This window comes from Desulfovibrio aminophilus DSM 12254 (assembly GCF_000422565.1).
Lineage (GTDB): Bacteria > Desulfobacterota > Desulfovibrionia > Desulfovibrionales > Desulfovibrionaceae > Aminidesulfovibrio > Aminidesulfovibrio aminophilus.
Genome location: NZ_KE383875.1, coordinates 205934 through 225159, shown reverse-complemented (window position 1 = coordinate 225159; position 19226 = coordinate 205934). Strand labels below are relative to the sequence as shown.

General features: G+C 69.3%; 14 protein-coding genes. All 14 read right to left on the bottom strand.

Going from position 1 to position 19226, the window contains the following annotated elements; translation table 11 throughout:
* Positions 1–24 precede the first annotated feature (24 nt).
* Entirely contained in the window at positions 25–4494 is a 4470-nt protein-coding gene (locus H587_RS19830) for a glycosyltransferase (protein ID WP_051202853.1), read from the bottom strand.
* Between the two features lie 42 nt (positions 4495–4536).
* A complete protein-coding gene (locus tag H587_RS0113525) occupies positions 4537–5592 on the bottom strand; it encodes a class I SAM-dependent methyltransferase (protein WP_027176707.1) in 1056 nt (351 codons plus the stop codon).
* Positions 5589–7217 carry a capsular polysaccharide export protein, LipB/KpsS family gene (locus tag H587_RS0113520; protein WP_027176706.1) on the bottom strand — a complete coding sequence of 543 codons (1629 nt, stop codon included), beginning with the start codon at positions 7215–7217 and terminating at the stop codon, positions 5589–5591. Before H587_RS0113520 ends, H587_RS0113525 begins: the two co-directional genes overlap by 4 nt.
* A 13-nt stretch (positions 7218–7230) precedes the next feature.
* Positions 7231–7938, bottom strand: a complete 708-nt coding sequence (locus H587_RS0113515) for a PIG-L deacetylase family protein (protein WP_027176705.1) — start codon at positions 7936–7938, stop codon at positions 7231–7233.
* On the bottom strand, positions 7919–9523 hold the full coding sequence (locus tag H587_RS0113510; protein ID WP_027176704.1) for a B12-binding domain-containing radical SAM protein: 1605 nt from the start codon (positions 9521–9523) through the stop codon (positions 7919–7921). Before H587_RS0113510 ends, H587_RS0113515 begins: the two co-directional genes overlap by 20 nt.
* Before the next feature lie 64 nt (positions 9524–9587).
* Positions 9588–10610: a class I SAM-dependent methyltransferase gene (locus H587_RS0113505; RefSeq protein ID WP_027176703.1), complete on the bottom strand. Its 1023-nt coding sequence runs from the start codon at positions 10608–10610 to the stop codon at positions 9588–9590.
* Positions 10597–11670, bottom strand: coding sequence for a hypothetical protein (locus H587_RS0113500; protein WP_027176702.1), 1074 nt, complete (start codon positions 11668–11670; stop codon positions 10597–10599). The genes H587_RS0113505 and H587_RS0113500 overlap by 14 nt, the downstream gene beginning before the upstream one ends.
* The gene (locus H587_RS18745; protein WP_051202851.1) at positions 11667–12908 is read right to left on the bottom strand and encodes a DegT/DnrJ/EryC1/StrS family aminotransferase; all 1242 of its coding nucleotides are present in this window, start codon (positions 12906–12908) and stop codon (positions 11667–11669) included. Before H587_RS18745 ends, H587_RS0113500 begins: the two co-directional genes overlap by 4 nt.
* Positions 12901–13884, bottom strand: coding sequence for a Gfo/Idh/MocA family protein (locus H587_RS0113490; protein ID WP_027176701.1), 984 nt, complete (start codon positions 13882–13884; stop codon positions 12901–12903). The genes H587_RS18745 and H587_RS0113490 overlap by 8 nt, the downstream gene beginning before the upstream one ends.
* Positions 13881–14582, bottom strand: a complete 702-nt coding sequence (locus H587_RS18740; protein WP_034609432.1) for an acylneuraminate cytidylyltransferase family protein — start codon at positions 14580–14582, stop codon at positions 13881–13883. Before H587_RS18740 ends, H587_RS0113490 begins: the two co-directional genes overlap by 4 nt.
* A gap of 6 nt (positions 14583–14588) precedes the next feature.
* Positions 14589–15305, bottom strand: coding sequence for a hypothetical protein (locus tag H587_RS0113480; RefSeq protein WP_027176700.1), 717 nt, complete (start codon positions 15303–15305; stop codon positions 14589–14591).
* 3 nt (positions 15306–15308) lie between these two features.
* Complete coding sequence (locus tag H587_RS0113475; RefSeq protein WP_027176699.1) at positions 15309–16325, bottom strand: hypothetical protein; 1017 nt, start codon at positions 16323–16325, stop codon at positions 15309–15311.
* Positions 16322–17521: a class I SAM-dependent methyltransferase gene (locus tag H587_RS0113470; RefSeq protein ID WP_027176698.1), complete on the bottom strand. Its 1200-nt coding sequence runs from the start codon at positions 17519–17521 to the stop codon at positions 16322–16324. Before H587_RS0113470 ends, H587_RS0113475 begins: the two co-directional genes overlap by 4 nt.
* Positions 17518–19194 carry a B12-binding domain-containing radical SAM protein gene (locus H587_RS0113465; protein ID WP_027176697.1) on the bottom strand — a complete coding sequence of 559 codons (1677 nt, stop codon included), beginning with the start codon at positions 19192–19194 and terminating at the stop codon, positions 17518–17520. The genes H587_RS0113470 and H587_RS0113465 overlap by 4 nt, the downstream gene beginning before the upstream one ends.
* Between the last annotated feature and the right edge of the window lie 32 nt (positions 19195–19226).

The window sequence follows — 19226 nt, the reverse complement described above, 5'->3', positions numbered from 1 at the left end:
GGAAAATCCTCGATGGTTTCCGGTTCAGGACGCGGCCGTGTACAGGGGCACGGCCTCCAGGCCGCGTTCGCGGCACTTCTTCAGGATTGCGGCCTCGTGGCGCGGCGTGGAGACGAGCACCGCGTCGTGCTCCGGCGTCTCCTTGGCGTCGGCGGGGAACACCGGCAGACCGGCCACCTCGCCCGTCTTCACGGCGTCGTCCAGGAGGCAGACGGCCTCGATCCCGGCGGGCCAGAGCCAGGTCAGGACGTTGCGGCTGTGGGCCCCGGCCCCGTAGAGGGCCACCCGGCGCACGCCCCGGCGGACCAGCGCGTCGAAGGCTTGGCGCAGGGACTGGAGCCGGTGCAGATGGGCGCGGGCCCAGGGCAGTTGGCGCAGGTGTTCGGCCTCGCCGGTCTCCCGGGACTGGTTCAGGTGCCGGGACAGCCCGGTCAGGGCCGTGGCCAGCGTTTCGGGTTCTCCGGCCAGGAGCGGGGCCAGGAGCCCGGGCTCCACCGGCCGGACCGCTCCGGGCAGATGCAGGGAGTGGATCTGTTCGCGGGAACCGCCCGCCGCGTGGTCCCGTAGGGCCAGGAGCAGGGAGGCGTCCCAGGCCGGGCCGAGGGCGGCCTCGGCGGGAAGTTTTTTGAGCAGGTCCGCGCGGCCGATCACCGGCTGGCCGCCGAGCCACAGCCCGGCCCAGGGCAGCAGGCCGCCGCCCGAGGGGAAGGGGGGCTGGCGGTATTCCAGGCGGCTCCCCGCCGGGTCGAAGGCCAGGCTCGCGCCCAGGACCGCGTCACGTCCGCCGTCGCGCAGGGCCGTGAGCGACCCTTTGAGAGCCTTCTCGGCCAGGAGCGCGCCGGGCGCGACCCAGCCCGCGAAGGGGGTGTCCGCGGCGGCCAGGGCTTCCAGCACGGCAGGGCCGGGCTCGTCCGAGGCGGTGCGCAGCACCTCCACCCGGGCGGGCAGCAGGGTTTCCGGCGGCAGACCTCCGGGACCGGCGGCCAGGATCACCCGCAAGGGCTCGGGCAGGCGCTGCTCCAGCAGCGAGGCCGTGGTCAGCCAGAGGTCTTCGGCCGAGGCCCCGGCGGCGGGCACGATCATGGTCAGGCCCTGAGGCTGGGCGGTGTCCCGCGCGGCGGGCGCGGTGTCGTCCGGCTGTTCGGCGGGCAGGAGCCGGACCCAGGCGCTCCGGTCGCGGCTGGGGTTGGAGTTGGGATGCACCCCGTGGAGGCGCAGGAAATCGCGGATGAACAGTTCCAGGTCCACGCGGCAGTCCGCGCGCCAGCGGCCGGAATACGGGTTCTCGGTGACGATGTCCTCGGCGTAGCAGGCCCGCATGGGGCCGCCGTCCAGGGGACGCAGGAGCAGATAGAGCTTCCAGAACAGGGCCGGGTCGTCGCCGGTGCCCCAGAGGAAGGTCCGGGTATCGAAGCCCCCGGCCGCCTCCAGCAGGGGGCGGCGCAGGCCGAAGTTGGAGCCCTGGACCACCGGGCTCGAATAGCCCAGACCCATGTTGTGGACCACTCCGTCGATGTCCCGGAAGCGGTAGCTGCGGGTGTGCCCGATGACCAACTCGTAGTCCCGCAGATGCCGGGCGTAGCGGCTCAGGGAGTCCGGGCGCAGGAAGTGCTGGTCGTCGTCCATGAACAGGAGCAGGGGTTCGCGGGTCCGGCCGAGGGCCGCGTTCCAGAGCAGGCCCTTGGAGAAGTAGCCGGTGCGGGGCTTGTAGAGGTAGAGGTCGGCGTCGATGTCCCGGGCGCATTCGAAGCGGGCCAGAGAGGCCCGGTCGTGGGCCTTGATGAGCCGTGCCGGGTCGCTTCCGGCCAGCTCCCGGGACCAGGCCGAACCGTCGTCCGTGACCACCACGCGCACCCGGCCGCCGAAGTCCTGGGCCCGGACGGAGGCGATGCAGCGCTTGAGGGCCTCGCGGTATTTTTCGGTCTGCGGCTCGGGCGCGAAGTGCTGGATGAACACGGCCATGTCGGCGGGCTCGTCGTTGGCCAGGCCGTCGGCGTCCACGGTCAGGTGCGGGGTCAGGTCCAGACGCTCGAATTCGTGGTGATCGCAGAACATCGGCGTCTTGAGCGGGTCGAAGGCCCCGGAGGGGGTGCGGAAGCGGGCCGTCAGCTCCTTGTGGGCCTCGCGGAAGTAGGCCGTGAGCCGGGGCCGGTTCATCTTCAGGAAATCCTGATCCAGCAGCATGGTTTCGCCGTGGGCCAGAAGCCAGAAGCAGATCGTGGGCCGGTAGGCGATGCGCGACTCGAACAGCCGCCGGGCCTGGGGCAGGAGTTCCTCGCCGGGAACCACCAGACCCTCGCCCACCAGATGGGCGATGCTCTCGCGGGTGGCCTGGGAGGAGTTCTGGTCCAGGCAATAGATGATGTGCGGGAACTCCAAGTTCTCCAGGAGCTTCATGATGTTCCGGGTGATCGGCTTGTCGAAGCTCATGGTTTGGCAGACCACGGTGAGGTAGTCGTCGGGATTCTTCGGGTCGATGGGGTAGTGCACGTGAACGCGCGGCGGGTCCACCGGGGCCGGGAAGGATTTCCGGTACTGCTCGCGGATGCGCTCGTCCTCGGACTGGCAGAGCGGCAGGTTGGTGTACTCCACGCCCTGGAGGTTCTTCAGGTACAGGCCGAAGAATCGGTCCACGTGCAGGAAGTCCGTGACCGTGGCGTAGCGGCAGACCATCTCGTAGTCCGCGGCCACCACGAAGGAGTCGTCGTAGTAGCCGATCTCGTCGTGGAGGCTCTTGCGCCACATCATCTCCGAGCCGAAGTAGAACTTGTGCAGCATCATGTCCCGCGAGAAGCGGGGCCGGTGCAGCCGCCCGAAGCGCACGTGGTTGTGGAAGCCCTCGTTCTGGAACTGGCCCACGAACTGGTTGCCGTAGACCAAGCCCACGTCCGGCCGCAGGTCCAGGGCCTCGGCGAAGATGTCGATGGCGTCGGGCCGCAGGCGGTTGTCCACGTCCAGGTTCATGACGTAGGGCGCGCGGCTGTGGCGGATGGCCCGGTTGAAGGAGCCGTAGAGCGTCTCGCGTTCCGGGGTCCGGCCGTAGAAGAGGTGCTCGCAACGCTCCAGGTAGGGGGCCAGGATGCGGCGCTCGTTCTGGGGCGAGGCGCTGTCGATGAGCAGGATCTCCACCTCGCCGCGCCGGTAGGCGGTCTGGCCCAGGAGGTTCTCCATCATCGGGGCCAGAAAGCGCTCGGCCTTGTAGAGCGAGACGATGACCGCCACCCGGTAGGCGCCCTTGGTCCGGGTGTCCACGCGGTCCTCGAACTCCGGGCGCGGGGCCGGGGCCTCGCGCACGGCGGTCTCGATCTCGCTCCGTTCCGGCCCCTCCATGCGTTCGGTCAGGCAGGGGATGTACGATGGCGTCAGCGACGTCACCGTGATTCCGGCCTCGGTCGCCTGGTCCACCAGAACCTTCACGCCCTGGCAGTGGCCCGCGTACCAATCCTCGAAGTCGAGGGCGAAGAAGCTCGGGTGGCAGGTCTTGAGGGTGTCGTAGAGCGCGCTCAGCTCCGAGGCCTCGTGATGCCGCCAGAAGGGCGAGGCGTTGCCCGAGGGCACGCCCTCCGGGGCGCGGCCGTCGCAGCCGAGGACTCCGACCTCCCGGCTCAGGGTGAAGCCCAGGGGCAGCAGGAGCAGGGTCAGGATGTTGGCGTAGCAGGCGATCTGGTAGCGTTCCAGGAGGTTCAGGCTGACGTTCTCCGGCTTGGTCGGGACCACGGGCACGCCGAAGGTCCGGTCGGCCAGCTCCGGGTAGCGCCGCACGAACAGCGGCCAGTAGCCCAAAGGCATGAACAGGTATGAGCCGTGGCGCTCCATGGCCCGGACGAGATGTTCGCGGAAGCGGGCCGCGTAGCGGGAAACCCCGAAGTGCAGGGCCGGGTCGGCGGCCACGATGACCTGGGGCCGCAGATGGTCCATGAGCTCTTCGTTGCAGACCGTGGTGTTGCAGACGATGCGCAGGCCGTCGGAGAAGTCCCGCTCCATGGCCCGGGCCAGGGACGGGCCGGTGCCGAAGACGTAGGAGCGTTCCCGGCGCAGAGAGTCGGCCACGGCCGCGAAGCGGTCCAGGTTGGCCCGCGCCAGCCCGGCGCGTTCGGACGCGGGCAGATATTCGTGACGCAGGATGGCCAGGTGGTAGGCCTCGTGCCGGGATTCCAGGGAGTCCTTGCAGATGTTGTAGGGGTAGCGCGACGTCCCGGAGAGGTTGTAGCGCTCCATGGGATTGAGCCGGTCGTTCCAGAGCAGCAGGGCGTCGGCCCGGTTGAGCTGGCGCATCTGGTCCGGGTTGTCCGGGGTATGCACGTATTCCGGGGTGAATTCCGGCCCGCAGAGGGTGCCGAAGCCCTCGGGCGGCGCGCCCGGGGTCAGCACCCCGTGCAGGAAGGGGAAAACCACGGTGTGGCCGGCCATGTCCGGCAGGTACCAGCAGAGGCGGTGGTACAGGTCGTCCAGTTCGTCCTGGGTGCGGATGGTGGGGTAGAGGAGAATGCGCATGATCCGCCTGCGGTGTGTCGTCCTGTGTTGGTTTGAGGGTGTCTAGGCGCCGAAGGCCGTGTGCCAGCGGAAATACCAGAATCCCCGCAGGAAGGCGGCGGGCAGTCCCGTACCGGCCAGGGCGAGGCGGGTCGGGGCGTCCAGAGGCAGCAGGGCCTGGCGGATGATCTCCGCCTCGACCGCGTCGGCCGCGATGCGCAGCAGGCGTTCCCCGCCCCGGGCCAGATCGTCCAGGAAGAGCTGCGTCAGCCGGTATTGCGGGAAGACGAGAATGTGGTCCGAGGGCACCTGCTTGCGCACGTGCAGGTTGGTGATGATCTCGGACACGAAGCTGCTGAGCACGATGTGGCGCAATCCGGGGTTCTCGGCCTGGCCCGAATCGATGAACAGCTCCCTGGGCAGGTCGAAGAATTCCTTGATGAACCAGCCGCAGCATCCCTTGCCCACCAGCCGGGTGTCCGCGAGGTCGTCGAAGTCGCCCAGGTAGGGCCGCTGGGGCCAGGGGTCCGGGGTCACCGCCCGGGGAGCACCGCCGTGGATTTCGGCTTGCACGAGGCGCGAGAGGGTGCGCGCGTAGTCTCCGGCGTCGGGCGGGCGGAATCCGGGCGCGAGCTTCCCCACGAGGAAGTTGTGCGCGCCGCAGACGTCCACGAGCGCGCCGGTGTCCTGCAGGGTGTCGCACAAGAGGCGCACCGCGAACATGGCGTGGTCGTGGAAGGCGATGGCGCCGCCGGGCTTGAGCCTGGGAGCCAGGGTTTCGAAATCCTTGCGCACTCCGGTGAAGGAGTGGTCGCCGTCGATGAACAGGAGGTCCGCCTCGTCCGGGCAGGCCGCCGTGAAGGCCCCGGCGTCGCCCAGGAAGCGTTTGATCCCGATGGGGTCCAGGCGTTCCGGCACACCCGGCCAGACGCGCACGTCGAGGCTGTGGATCGTGAGGTCCGGGCGGGCTTGGCGCATGATGAAGGAGGAACCGCCGAAGCCGGTGCCGACCTCCACGGCCGTGCCGCCGGGCGGGCAGTTCAGGGCCAGCAGCGAGATCAGGGCCTTGTCGCTGGGCGAGAGCCCGGCCGGGGCGGTCATGATGGCGTGGATGTTCATCGGCTTCCTTCGGGGGTGAGTTCCGGTTCGGGGTTCAGCAGAAACTCCCCGCCGTCGAGGATGGACCCGCAGATGAGGTCCATGGCCCGGTCGCGGCCGGGGTCCAGCTCCTCCAGGGAGGTGAAGGTGAGGTTGTCGAAATGATGGATAAAGCGGAAGGGCAGTTGCCGGGACACGAAGTAGGCGTGGGCGTAAATCCGCGCCAGGGCGGTCTCCTCCGGGGTCAAGGCCGGGATGCCGCCCGCTTCGCGCAGGGTCCGCGCGTACTCTTCACGCGAGGCCGAGTCCCGGGTGAAGCCCTTGCCGCCGTAGTGGGCCCGCTCGGAGAGGATGACCGGTTTGCCGTGCGCGGCCAGTTCCAGGCCCACGGTGCCCATGCAGGTGATCCCGCCGTGGATGTGTGGGAGCATGCCGTAGGTGTTGATCCCGTCGTCGGAGGGGATGACCCGGATGTGCCCCGGCAGGTCCGGGAAGCGGTCGCGGACCAGTTCGCGGACCCCGTAGAGGGTGTCCAGCTTGTGTTCCGAGGGGTGCACCTTGATGAGCCAAGTGACTTCCGGCACGTGGCGGATGATCTCCAGGGTGGCGGTGAGCCATTCCGTCTGGTCCTCGAAGACGAGATCCTGGAGGGCGAAGGCGGCGTCCCAGCCCACGTGCGGGAAGACGCACCAGACGGGCTTGTCGCGGTCCAGTCCGTAGCGGTCCAGGAAGGCCTCGCGGTCCAGGGGCTTTTCGGTGAAGAGCAGATGCAGGCTGCGGACTCCCGACTTGCGCTGGGCGAAGTACTCGTCCAGCAGCCGGTCCTCCCGCTCGCCCAGGCCGCGTCCGGCCAGTTCGGCCCAGGTCGCGTCCCTGAGGGAATAGATGTGCCGGTTCTCGTTCACGCAGGTGCGCATGATGAGATGATCCAGGACGTAGCCGCGTTCCCAGCGGGTCACGGGGATGCCCCGGGTCAGGCAGAGATTGAACATCGGGCCCCAGTCCACGTAGATGCCGTCCTGCATGACCACGCGGTCCGGGCGGAGGCGGTCCAGGGTCGCCGCGGCGGCCTCGGTGTTCCGCAGGCTGCTGGAGAAGAAGGCCCGCAGCAGGCGCTCGTAGAGCGGGCTCGCGGGGTCCATGGTCACGCCGCCGAGGTAGCGGGCCAGGGAGGAGACGGCGAATTCGCCGGTCTTGACCCCGTGGGCCGTGTGCCCGGGGATGTCCGCCAGGGGCAGGGCCTGGGCCAGTTCATCAAGGCGCGCGGCGGTCTCCGGGGTCACCGTCTCCCCGGCCTCCACCTGCTCCAGCCCGGCGGCCCGGAGCAGGGCGCGGGCCTGTTCGGCGCAGGGGGCGCACTCCCTGCCCCAGCGGTCCATGTCCCGGTCGCGGTGCATCTCGCGCATGAGGCAGCCGGAGAGCAGCCCGCCGCAGATGGAGAAGACGGGCCGCAGGCCGCGTCGACGCAGGCCCAGGGCCACCACCATCTCGATGGTCAGGGAGGGCAGGACGCCGCTGGGCGAACGCCAGAAGAGCACGGTTTCCGGGCGCGTGGGAGCCGGAACGGAGCCCCGCAGGCCGCTGAAGGCGTGCAGCAGCTTGCTGAAGGAATCGCAGGGGGGGGCGGTTTTCTCAGCGGATTTCATGGCGCGGATCTCGCTACATGGTCCAATGAAGGATTTCGAAGGCCTCGGCGGCGGTCCGTCCCGCCGTCGCACCCCGCAGGGCGGCCAGGTGGCGGACCGCCTCGGCCGAACGGGGGTGGGGGAAGGGCCGCATTTCGTCGCCATAGGCGGCCAGGGCCTCCAGCTTGGCCTGGAGGTGCTCGGCGATGTCCACGAACAGCGTCGGGCGGAACGGGGAGCCGGGAAGCCCGAAGGCCCATTCAGTGGAGGAGGGGGCCTCGAAGCTCAGGACGGCCCGCGTCGTCCGGTCGGGCAGGGGTCTGGCGGCGGTGAGCACGGCCCGCGCCGTCACGGCGTGGTCCACGTTCAGGTCGCCGTGGTGATGCGTCAGCACGAGGCCGGGGCCGACCTCGCGGACCAGGGCCTCCACCCGGCGCACGACATCCAGCAGGGGCAGGGAGTCGAAGCGATTGTCCGGGAGGTCGCCGAAATGGACCGCGCGCACACCGAGAATGGCGGCGGCGCGTCGGGCCTGGTCCTGTTGGAGCCGCGCGAGCGCGGCCTTGGCCGCCTCGTCGCCGTCGTCCAGGCGGCAGGTCGCCCCCTCGCCCAGGATGGCCACATGCACGTCATGCCCGGCGCGGGCCAGGCGGGCCAGAACCCCGCCGCAACCCAGAACCTCGTCGTCGTGGTGCGCGGCGACCACCAGAACCGGGCCGAAGTCAGCGGGGATCGGCGGCATGGCCCATCCTCCTTACGACTTGTTCCCGGCCCGGAGGCAGGGCGACCTGATGGTCCAGGTCGACCACCTCGTTGATGGCCGTCTTCAGATTCCGCTCTTCCCTGCCCAGGCGGGTTTCCGCCTTGCGGTAAGCCCAGTTCAGGATGCGGCCCTCGAAGAAGCGCTTGCGGATGGCGATGAGCAGCGTGTGGGGCAGCAGCGGGCTTTTGACCACCGCGTCCACCGCGGGCATCAGGAAGCGGCTCAGGCCCGGGCGCTTGTACAGGTATTTGTAGACTTCCACCAGCAGCCGATAGGCGTGGTAGAGAAAGAGAACCTTGTTCGGGGTGCAGTCCACGGGCCGGATGCTCACTCCGGTGTTCTCCACGGCCAATTCGTCGTAGAGGTCCATCTCCTCGGCCATGCGGCGCAGGCGCGTGCCGTCGTAGGGCACCACGATGCCGGTCACGGCGATGTCGGTGTCGGCCCGGGCCACCAGCTTGATGGTCTCGATCATCTCGTCGAGGGTCTCGGTGGGCGCGTTGAGCAGGGTGGAGGTGTGCACGTCGATGCCGTGGCGCTTGAGGAGTTTGATCTTTCCGATGATCTCCTCCTCGGTGACCTCGGGGCGGTTGTAGAGCTTGCGGACCCGCGCCGAACCGGCCTCGATGCCCAGGTTGACCCGCGCGCAATGGGAGCGGGCCATGATTCCGATGACCTCCTCGTCGAGCACCTTGACCATGGCGTAGGAGCGCCAGGGCAGGGCGATCTCCTCGCGGTAGAGCTTCATGAGGCGGCCGAACCACTCCTTGTCCTGGTGGATGACCTCGTCGGCGAAGTGGATGAGCCGCACCTGGGGGAACTTGCTCAGGTAGAGCTTGAGGTCGGAGATGACGCGCTCCGGGCTGAAGCGCCGCACGTACTTGCTGCCGCACTTCATGGCCTGGCGCTTGGCGTGGTTGGCGCAGAAGGCGCAGCCGAAGACGCAGTTGCGCGTGCAGAGGTAGTAGAGCCGGGGCAGGTTGGAGACGAAGATCTTCAGGCGGCTGGGGTCGAAAAGGTCGTAGTCGAAGGGCGGCAGGGTGTCCAAGTCCTCCACGAAGCGGCCGGTGGGGTTCTTGACCAGCTCCTCGCCGCGCAGGAACCAGATGTTCTCCACGCCCTCGGCGTCCCGGCCCTGCTCCATGCGGGCGCAGACCTCGAGCATGGCGTCCTCGCCCTCGCCGATGCAGGCCATGTCCAGGCCGAGCATCCGCAGGGTCTTTTCCGGCTCCAGGGTCGGATAGATGCCGCCTCCGATGCAGGGCCTGCCCGTCTCCTCGTGAATCCAGCGGGCCATGTCCCGGACCCAGAACTTCTCCACCTCGGTGAACGAGAAGGCGAAGAGGTCGGTCTTTCCGCACTGCTCACGAAGCATGTCCTTGAAGGACGTCTCCTTGGGCGTGTAGCAGATGTGCAGAAGGTTCACGTCGTGACCGCTCTGCTTGAGCACGGCCGAGAGCGTGGCCACGGCGAAGCTCAGGTGGCCGATGCCGTGCCCCTGCTTGTCGTGCTCAATGGTCGCCTCGGGGTCCACCCAGTCGGGGAAGATGAAAGTCACGTTCATGGTCCGAGATCCTTGTAACGGGTCAAAAAGGTGCCTGCCCCCGAAACGCTAGCAAAAATTGCGCCTACCGGCCAGGAGGGCGCGTCTCACCGGCCCTGGCGAGCAGCAGCATGTGGCCGGAACGCCCCGTGTCCGCGAGAAATTTCTGGAACGCCGCCCGCGCGGTTTCCGCCTCGGGGCCCTCGTCCAGGAACAGTCCGTCGAAGAAGCAGCAGGAGAAGCGTCGGCTTTCGCCCAGGGCCGTGTTGCGGATGTTCTCCACGTCCATGCGCCCCGGGGTCTCCAGCCGGAGCACCTCGAACCCGGCCGTTTCGAGGAGGCGGCGCAGGCCCTCGGCGGTGAGGATCTGCAGGAAGACGTGCGGCTTGAGGTTGTCGTGCCGGGCGGTCCCGCCCTCCCAGATGGTGTCGTACTCCAGTCCCGCCGCGTTGGGCGTGGTCAGGAACAGCACTCCGCCCGGCCGCAGGCAGCGCCGCGCCCTGTCCGCGAAGGCCCGGGGATCGGCCAGGTGGGCCAAAACCTCGAAGGCCGCCAGCCCGTCATAGACTCCCTCCCCCAGGTCGGCCTGCTCGAAGGCCGCGCGTTGGACCCGATGGCCCTTGGCGCGGCAGGTCTCCACGCAGTGCTCAACCACTTCCACGCCCTCGGCGTGGAATCCCCGTTCGGTCAGGGCGTCCAGGAAGAGGCCGATGGAGCAGCCCGCCTCCAGCACCCGGCCGGTGGGCAGGAGCCCGGCCAGCACGGCCGCCCGTTCGCGCATGAGGCCCATGCGCCGCGCGGCGGTGGGGGCGTAGACGTGACGATGGAAGAAGGCCGCCGCCCCGTCGTCGGTCCACAATTCGGGCAGGAGTTCCGGGTCCAGACGGGGGCTGCTGTTCAGGGTGCCGCAGTCCCGGCAGGCGGCGTAGCCCCCCCCCGCCTCGTTCAGGGGGCCGCCGCAGGCCGCGCAGGCCGCGGGCGTCGCGCCCATTCCGGCGCGGACGGCTCCCGTGGCCGGGTCCACGTACCGGGCTTCCTCGCGGGCCAGGGCCTCGTGAAAGAGGCGATGCGCTTCCTCGGGCCGCAAGGTGCGTTCAGCGTCGGACACGGCCGTCCTCCATGAGGGCGAGGATGCGCCCGCAGTTGCCGCCGTCCAGGGGGAAGCGGTCCCGCGCCTTCCGCGCGGTCTCGTCCAACTGGTAGGCCGGGTCGGTCAGGGCCGCCGTCAGCTCCCGGGCCAGGCGCCCGGCGGTGTCGGCGTTGGGGGTCATGCCGAAGCGGGTGAGGACGTTCGGGTCCGGCGTCTGCGTCAGTCCGGGCTGGCAGACCACGGTGGGCTGGCCGGCCAGGAAGGAGTACACGAGCAGGGTGCCGCTCATGCCAGCCACCGCGTCCAGGCCGCGGGTGAACTCCCAGCCGCCGCCTTCGCGGGAGACGCGCACCCGGGAGCGGAACGCGGCCGGAATCTCGTAGCGTGAGTCGCGGCGCGGGTGCTCACGCAGGAGAATCTCGACCTCCGGCAGCTGTTCCCCGGCCAGTTCCAGGGCCTCGAAGAAGAGCCGCACGGCCTCGGTCTCGGTGTAGCCGGGGTGTGGCACGTGGCCCGCCTCCACGAGCCCGGCCAGGGGCTGGAGCAGGAAGCCCAGGCGCCGGGGGCGCGAGCCCGCGCCGGAACGGGGGTGGGGGACGATGCCGTCGAAGAACGGGTGCCCGGTGACGGCCAGCCGTTCGGCGGGAAAGCCGAGGTCGACCATTTCCTGGAACACGAAGCCGTCGGGCAGGGCCACGATGTCCGGCAGGTGGACGAACCGGCCGTCCCGGCGGTCGAAGCGCAGATCCAGGTGCATCCAGCTGTCCAGGACGGCCAGGTGCCGCGTGGGCAGGCCGGAGAGCACCCGGGCGGCGGCCCGGTCCAGGGAGGTTTCCGGGGGGCCGAGCAGGGAGCCGACCAGCACGTCGGGCCGGTGGCGCTCCAGCAGGCCCCGCACCACGTCCATCCCCTCCTCCGGGCCGGACGGATCGGGCAGGACCCGGGCCCGGACCCCGAATTCCGCGAATCCGGGGGCGGCCCGGGAACTGGCGTAGACCGGCGCGCCCGGCAGGCGGGCGGCCACGGGGCCCAGGGTGGTGGCCCCACCCGGTTCGGCGGCCAGGAAGAGGGCCTTCATGCGGCGGACCTCCGCAGGGCCTCGCGGTGGCGGTGGACCTTGCGCACGGCCTCGGCCAGGAGGTCCACGTCCTCCAGGGAGAGGTGCGGGCGCAGGAACATGGTCCAGAGGGAGTCGCGGATGGCCTGGCTGGCTCCGGGGTAGTCCGGGTGGGACTGCGGGGCCGGGGCGGGCGCGCGGCCGCCGTTGAAGGGCGGCAGGTCGGAGAGAAGATAGCCGTAGTGGGCGTGGACCGGGAAACCCTCGGCCCGCACGGCGCGGGCGAAGAGTTCCGCCGGAACTCCCACGGCCTCGGCCAGGTACTCCCAGTGATAGATGTAGTAGACGTGCGTGGTGTCGGGCACACGCTCCGGGGGAAGGATGCCGGGCAGGTTCAGGGCGGCGGTCAGGCGCTCGGCCATGAGCACGGTGCGGGCGTTGAGCTCCTTGAGGCGGCCCAGCTGATGCACGGCCACGGCGGCGGACAGTTCGGTGAGCCGCAGGTTCAGACCGTAGGGGGCTTCGGCCGCCAGGCCATAGGCGGTGGCGCATTTCTCGCCGTGGTTGCGGAAGAGCCGCAGGCGCAGGGCCAGTTCCGGGTCGTGGGTGCAGGCCACGCCGCCCTCGCCGCACTGGATGATCTTGTGGCAGTTCAGGCTGAAGCAGCCCACGTGGCCGATGGTCCCCGCCGGGCGGCCCCTGTACAGGGCGCCCGGAGCCTGGGCGTTGTCCTCCACGACCTTGAAGCCGCGCTCGGCGGCCAGGGCCATGATCTCGTCCATGGGCGCGGGTTGCCCGGCCAGATGCACCACGATGCAGGCCTTGGTCTTCGGGCCGCAGCGCCGGGCGAGGTCCGCGGGGTCCAGGAGCATGGTCCGGGGGCGGCAGTCCGCGAAAACGGGCCGCGCGCCCAGGGCCGTCACCACCGCGGCGGCGGCGGACATTCCGAGCTGGGGCGCCACGACCTCGTCGCCGGGGCCCACGCCGCAGGCGTGCAGGGCCGCGTGCAGGCAGCTCGTGGCGGAGTTCATGGCCACGGAGTGCGGGACGCCGAACGCCTCGTTCCAGCGTTCTTCCAGCAGACGGACCTTGGGGCCGCCCAGGAAGCGCGGGCCGGGCGTGGCGTGGTAGTCCGAGAGCACCCCGCTGTCGAGGACGTCCATGACCTCCGCCTTCTCCTCGGAGCCGATGGTGTTGTAGAAGGGCCAGGATTCGCGGCTGACGGGCTCTCCGCCCAGCAGGGCCAGTTGTTCAGACATGGTCCGGACTCTCCGGGATGATGGTTCGGCCCCCTTCCTCCAGGGAGCGGAGCAGGGCCCGGGCCGTCAGCAGCGCGGCCAGGGCGTCGCGGCCCGTGCAGCGGGGTTCGCCGCCGTGTTCCAGAATCCGCGCCAGATCGCGGTAGAGGGCCACGAAGGGGCTCTCCGCGTCGGCGGTCGGGAAGGGCGGCGTCATCGGCTCCAGGCGGCCGCCGGGCCCGGCGGGTCTGAGGAGGCGGACCTCGTCGCCCAGCACGAGGCGGCCCAGGCCGCCGAGGATGTCGCATTCCGTGGTGAAGTGCTCACGGTAGTCCAGGGTCCGCAGTTCGGCCTCCAAGCCGTTCCGGAACCGGACCCGGCCGTCCACGTTGAGTTCGCCGGTGTCCAGCATGGACGCGCCCTCGGCCCGGACCTCCGCGATCTCCCCGAAGAGCAGGCGCAGGATGTCCAGGGCGTGGGTGCCGCTGTTGAAAAGTCCCTTGGAATAGAGGTAGCGGACCCGGCGCGGGGTTCCCAGGCCTCCCTCGCGCAGCATCCGCGCGGCCCCGGTCCAGGGCGCGCTCCAGCGCATCCAGTGGGCGACGGCCAGGATCGCGCCGCGTTCGCGGCATTGCCGCACGAGTTCTCCGGCGCGGCGCGGATCAGCCTCCAGGGGTTTCTCGCAGACCACGGCCCGGACTCCGCCGTCCAGGGCGGCCAGAACCCCGTCCGCGTGCAGATCGGGAGGAGTCGCCACGGCGGCCATGTCCGGCCGCAGCGCAGCGAACATCTCCTCGGCCGAGGCGAAGGCCGGAACCCCGAATGCCAGCCGGAAAGCCTCGCGCCGTCCGGGGTCCGGATCGGCCCCGCCCGCCAGTTCCAGGCCCGGACAGAGGCGCGCGGCTCCGGCGTGGGTCTGTCCGAGGTTGCCCCCGGGCCCCATGTCCAGGCCGCATCCGATGCGGCCCAGGCCGACGACCGCCAGGCGCGGGCTCACCGTCCGCGCTCCCGGGTCAGCAGATATTCCGCGAAGGCCAGATCCAGGGGGGTGTCCACGTCCACGGCCCGCTCCGGGTCCATGACGTGCCCGCCCACCCGGCCGGCGTACTGGTTGCCGCCCGCCTGCTCGAAGAACGGAACCCTGGCCCAGTAGACCGCGCCGTCCACGTAGTAGGCCGGGTCCAGCTCGTGCCGCCCCAGGTCGCAGCGGTCCGGGAACATGGGCTCGATGCGCCCCCCATCGGCGAATTTCCAGGCCCAGGCCGGGTGCTTCTCGGCCCGCACGAAGCTCATGGAGGCGTCCAGGTCCGGCCGGGACAGGAGCACGTCGCGGCAGGCCCGGATGTCCTCGGCCGAGCGCAGCGGCGAGGTGGTCAGCAGCAGACAGAGCAGGTCGAAGGTGCGGTTCAGCTCCTCGCGGTAGCGGAGCAGGATGTTCAGCGCGGCCACGCCCACGGGGGTGATGTCGTCCACGTCGTCCGTGCGCAGGAAGGGAACCGAAGCCCCGGCCTCGCGGGCCAGCGCGGCGATCTCCACGCTGTCCGTGCCCACGCAGATTTCGCCGCAGACCCCGGAGGCCAGGGCCTGCTCCACGGCGTGAATCACCAGCGGCTTGCCCGCCAGGAGGGCCCTGTTCTTGCCGGGCACCCGCCGGGAGTGCCCCTTGGCCGGAATGACGGTCAGAACGCGTTCCATGTGTCCTCACTTCGCGCGCAGGAGGATTTCCCCGAAGTCCTTTTCTCCGTCCCAGGGCTTGGCCTTCAGGAAGTCGAAGAGGCCGGAGCACTCCCGCCGCAGGATGCCCAGGTGTTCCGCCGCGCAGCGCACGGCGTAGAAATAGACGCGGCCGCCGGGGCGCAGCCTCGTGGCCAGGTCGCGGAAGAGGAAGAGCCAGGGCTCGATGGGCCAGAAGCGGCTCGTGTCCCAGTGGCGCTCTCCGTGTTGCATGTTGAACGTCGGGCTCAGGAAAATCCAGTCGTCGAGGTCGCGCAGTTCCCCGGGCAGCGGCTCCATGGCCCGGACCTCCAGGTCGACGGGGTCCGGATAACCAAGCCTGCGGCGGACGCAGACGTAGTAATCACGGCTGTCCTCGCTTTCCAGGCTCGTGCAGAGGGTGTCGTGGCCGAAGTACTCGCACAGGCGCGGGAAGTGGGCCATTCCCGTGCCCACGTCGATGACCCGGCGCGGCCGGACGGTGTTCAGGCCGAGGTTGCTGATGAAGATTTCGGTACGGTGGCGGAAGTTGTTCTCGCGCAGGTTCAGGATGGCCTCGTGGTACTCGGTGGGAGCCCCGGCCAGGCAGCCTTCGAAGGCGGGCCGCAGGATTTCTGCCGGGAAGAGGTCGTCCAGGACGAGGTCCACGGCGCGCTCGTCGCCCACGTAGTCGGGATGTTCACGGAAGAGAGTCGGATCGGGCATGGCTCACCTCCGCTCGTCGCAGTCCAGGACGTACAGGCGGCAGCCGTCCCGGGTGTTTCGGGTGGCCGCGTAGAGCCTGCCGTCCAGAACCTCCAGGCCGTAGACCACGCTCTCGTTGGCCGGACCCTGGCCGAATCCGCCCCGGACGAGCGGCTTCCAGGCGTCGCCGTCGGCGCTGGCCCAGAGTTCGCAGCCGTCCTTGAAGTTGTATGTGGCGCAGACCAGCGTCCCGTTCCACTCCGTGATCGAGAGGATGTAGATGTTGTTCGGATTGCCGAAGCCGCCCAGGGCGCTGGGCGAGAAGTTCCGCCCGTCGAAGGACCAGACCTCGGCCCCGCCTACGGCCTCGTTGGCGTGGTAGGCGGCCACGCCGAGGAAGAGCCGGTCGCGGAAGGCCCGCAGGACGTACACGTCGCCTCGGGGTGGGAGCATGGGCGTGGGCACGGTTTCGACCCGTTCCCCGTCCAGATGCAGCAGCACCGGCGGGGAGCAGCGGTTGCCCAGCGAGGCGTGGAGCCGTCCGTCCAGCTCCGCGAAGGCCCGGACATAGGACACGGCCGGATCGCCGGAATCCCAGACGCGCCGGAAGGACTCGCCGTCGCCCTGGTAGATCTTGCCGCCGCTCCGGTTGTTCCAGGTGCCGAAGTAGAGCCGCCCGCGGTGCTCGGCCAGGGACCAGATGTCCTTGTTGTCCGGGTCGTCCAGGCCCCGGTCGAAGATCATCTCCAGCCGTCCGTCGGGATGCAGCCGCAGGAGCTGTCCGCCTTTCTCGTTGTAGGTTCCCAGCAGGAGCCGTCCGCCGAAGGGGAAGATGCCGTAGATGTCCACGTTGTCGGGGTCGAGCCGGAGCACCGGCTCCACGCGCCCGTCGGGCCCGAGGCGGTGGAGGCGCGCCCCGCCCCGGTTCCTGGTGCCGAAATACAGTACGCCGCCCACGGCGCGCATGGAGAACGCCTGGCAGTCGGCGGCCCGGTCCGGTCCGGGCAGGGGGATTTCCCGCATGTTCAACGTCCCGTTCATGGGATCGGCTCCCAGGGGTCGAGGATTCGGGATTCCTCCACTCCGGCCGCCCGGAGGCCCTCGCCGATCTCGCGGCGGAAGGCGCTGGAGCCGATGATGATGCGTTGCGGTCTGATTTCTTTCATCTGCTCCGGCGACATTACGGGCACCCCTTCGATGGTCTGCCCCCACTTGCCGGTGTTGCTGTCGAAGATGGCCGCCACCGGGCGTTTTTCGACCAGACCGGTGCGCCGCAGCAGGGCCAGGGTTTCGTTGGAGGCGGCGTGAAAGGCGTAGACCGTGTCCGGGCCGGGGTCCGAGGCCAGGGCGTCGAGAACGGCCTTCTCGGCCGCGCCGAGCACGTCGGAGCGGGCGGAGAATTCCTGGAAGTCCCGGGCGGTCAGGGGGGACCGGGGGGCCGGAGCGGCCGACGTCCTCCCGCCCGCCTGGGCCAGGGCCCGCAGGACTCTGTAAGGCTTCTCGGAGTCCGGGGAGTAGACGTCCCGGCCTTCGGCCAGAAGCGTCAGCCCGAGACGGCCGAGCAGATGCGCCATCTGGGCCTGGGAAAAGTAGTTCACGTGTTCGAAGACCGGAAATGCCTGGGCCCGGGCGTCCAGGACGTCCAGGCAGGGCGTCTCCACGAACAGCCGCCCGCTCCGGCCCAGAAGCGGGAGCAGGCCCGCCAGGTAGCGGTCCGGGGCCGGGATGTGCTCCAGGACGTGCCGCAGAACCACGAGGTCGTAGGGACCGGCGGCGGTGATCTCCTCCAGGGAGACCGTTCCGGCGTCCGTCATGCCCAGGCCGAGGACGTTCCGGCCGTATTCCAGGGCCCGGGGGGACATCTCGTGGCCCACGGCCTTCCCGGCCAGGCCCGTGTCGAGCAGGAGCCGCAGGAAGTAGCCGGGCCCGGAGCCGATTTCCAGAACCCGGCCGCCCGGAGGTATGGCCCCGGACAGGAAGGCCGCCTGGGATTCCCAGATGGCCCGCGCCGACGGAGGTGGAGTTTCGTAGACGTGGCCCCAGCGGAAGGAGGAGTTGTAGTAGGCCTCGGCCCGCTTCTCGTCCAGGGGATCGCGGACGAAGACGAAGCCGCAGTCCTCGCAGCGGGCGTATTCGAAGACCGGCAGCCCCTCCATGAAGGATATCTCGAAGCGCCGGGACAGGACGGACTCATGGTCCGTGGAGGCGCAGACGCCGCAGGACGCGATCCTGGTCATTGGAGCTCCACCCGGAAGCCCCGGGTCACGTACTTGTCGAAGGCCGCCCGGCCGTCGGGATTCTCCAGGGCCTTGTCCAGCCCGGCCTCGGCCTCGGCCAGGCCCTGGGCGTCGCCCATCCGCTCGTAGCACTGCTTCAGGCAGTGCCAGCCGATGGCGTGGAAGGGGTAGCAGCGCAACACGTCCTTGAAGGCTCCGACCGCGCGGTTCAGCTCCCCGTTCATCATGTTGTGGTTGTCCATGAAGTTCACGCTGATGTTGGCGTAGTCGTAGACCTCGCGGATGCTCACGCCGTAGGGCTCGAGCACGTCCATGCTCAGGTTCTCGTAGTGGATGTCCGTGTCGTCCTTGTAGCGCATGATGCCCGTGCGCTGGGCGATGTCGAACATCTCGCTGCCCACCAGGGGGGTCGCCATGTGGAAGACGTTCCAGTCCAGGGGCAGGCTCGCGGCGTACTCGATGGTGTCGCGCACGGTCTTCGGCGTCTCGCCGGGAAGGCCGAGAACCCAGTAGGCCCGGACCCAGAAGTTGTACTTGCGCAGCAGGTGGACCTTGCGGCGGATGTCCTCCAGGTCCAGTTTCTTCTTCATGACCTTGAGCTGGATCTCCTGGTTGCCGCTCTCGATGGCGATGTGCAGGGACTTCGTGCGGGTGGACTTGAACGCCTTGCAGATGTCGTCGTCCAGCACGCGCATGGAGATGTTGTTGGGCAGGACCAGCTCCATGCCCAGGCCGGAGATGATCTCGCAGAGGGCCAGGGTGCGGTCCTTGTCGAAGTTGAAGGTGTCGTCGTTGGCCAGGACGCGGTTGATTCCGTACTTCTCCTTGTACATGGTCAGCTCCTCGCGGACATTCTCTATGGAACGCTGGCGGAGCTTGCGGCCGTGGACCACGTGGCTGGCGCAGAAGATGCACTGGTAGGGACAGCCGCGCGAGTGGAGGAAGGCCGCCGAGCGGTAGACCGCGCCGGGTTCGGCCCATTCGTCGGGATAGGTGATCCGGCCCCAGCCGAGCTGGTTGAAGTACCACTCCTTGTCCATGAGCAGGAGGTCGAAGTCCGGGAAGGGGATCTCGTCGAGGTCGTCGAGGAGGTCGCGTTCCGTGCTGCGCACGGTCTTCCCCGCCACGCCCTGGATGTCCGGATCGCCGTCGCCGCCCGCGTCGATGTGGTTCACGAGCCGGGCCATGGGACGTTCGCCCTCGCCGAGAAGCACGTAGTCCACCGAGGGGAGCTTGAGGAGCGCGTCGGAGACCGCCGTGGCGGCGTTGCCGCCGATGACCACCTTGGCCTCGGGCAGGATTTTCTTGGTCAGCTCGGCCAAATGCAGCACGTACTCCTTGCTGGCGCTGAAGAGGTACTGCAGGCCGACGACCTCGGGCCGCATCCGGCGCAGCACGGGCTCGAACTGCTCCCGCAGGAAGTCGTCGAGGCTCCTGGTCTGGAAGTAGTTGTCCTCCATGGCCAGGGAGAAGAGGTTGTTCAGGTCGAGGATCTTGACCTCGATGTCGGGGCGCTCCTTCTTCAGCGCGGCCCCGACGTAGAGCAGCCCGATGGGCTCGGGCTTGATCTGGTAGTGGTAGAACACCTCGTGGACGTCCTTGCCCAGAACCTTGAGCAGTTCGCTTTTGGGGAACTGGATCACGTCGACCAGAAGAACCGTGCGGACAGACATGCTGATCTCCTTGTTCCGGAATGCGTCGCGGC

Excerpts from the sequence above, each read along its gene's own strand:
- H587_RS0113515 (WP_027176705.1), bottom strand. The coding sequence starts at position 7,938 with ATGCCGCCGATCCCCGCTGACTTCGGCCCGGTTCTGGTGGTCGCCGCG.
- H587_RS0113470 (WP_027176698.1), bottom strand. The coding sequence starts at position 17,521 with ATGACCAGGATCGCGTCCTGCGGCGTCTGCGCCTCCACGGACCATGAG.
- H587_RS0113510 (WP_027176704.1), bottom strand. The coding sequence starts at position 9,523 with ATGAACGTGACTTTCATCTTCCCCGACTGGGTGGACCCCGAGGCGACC.
- H587_RS19830 (WP_051202853.1), bottom strand. The coding sequence starts at position 4,494 with ATGCGCATTCTCCTCTACCCCACCATCCGCACCCAGGACGAACTGGAC.
- H587_RS0113465 (WP_027176697.1), bottom strand. The coding sequence starts at position 19,194 with ATGTCTGTCCGCACGGTTCTTCTGGTCGACGTGATCCAGTTCCCCAAA.
- H587_RS18745 (WP_051202851.1), bottom strand. The coding sequence starts at position 12,908 with ATGTCTGAACAACTGGCCCTGCTGGGCGGAGAGCCCGTCAGCCGCGAA.
- H587_RS18740 (WP_034609432.1), bottom strand. The coding sequence starts at position 14,582 with ATGGAACGCGTTCTGACCGTCATTCCGGCCAAGGGGCACTCCCGGCGG.
- H587_RS0113475 (WP_027176699.1), bottom strand. The coding sequence starts at position 16,325 with ATGAACGGGACGTTGAACATGCGGGAAATCCCCCTGCCCGGACCGGAC.
- H587_RS0113500 (WP_027176702.1), bottom strand. The coding sequence starts at position 11,670 with ATGAAGGCCCTCTTCCTGGCCGCCGAACCGGGTGGGGCCACCACCCTG.
- H587_RS0113520 (WP_027176706.1), bottom strand. The coding sequence starts at position 7,217 with ATGAAATCCGCTGAGAAAACCGCCCCCCCCTGCGATTCCTTCAGCAAG.
- H587_RS0113525 (WP_027176707.1), bottom strand. The coding sequence starts at position 5,592 with ATGAACATCCACGCCATCATGACCGCCCCGGCCGGGCTCTCGCCCAGC.
- H587_RS0113480 (WP_027176700.1), bottom strand. The coding sequence starts at position 15,305 with ATGCCCGATCCGACTCTCTTCCGTGAACATCCCGACTACGTGGGCGAC.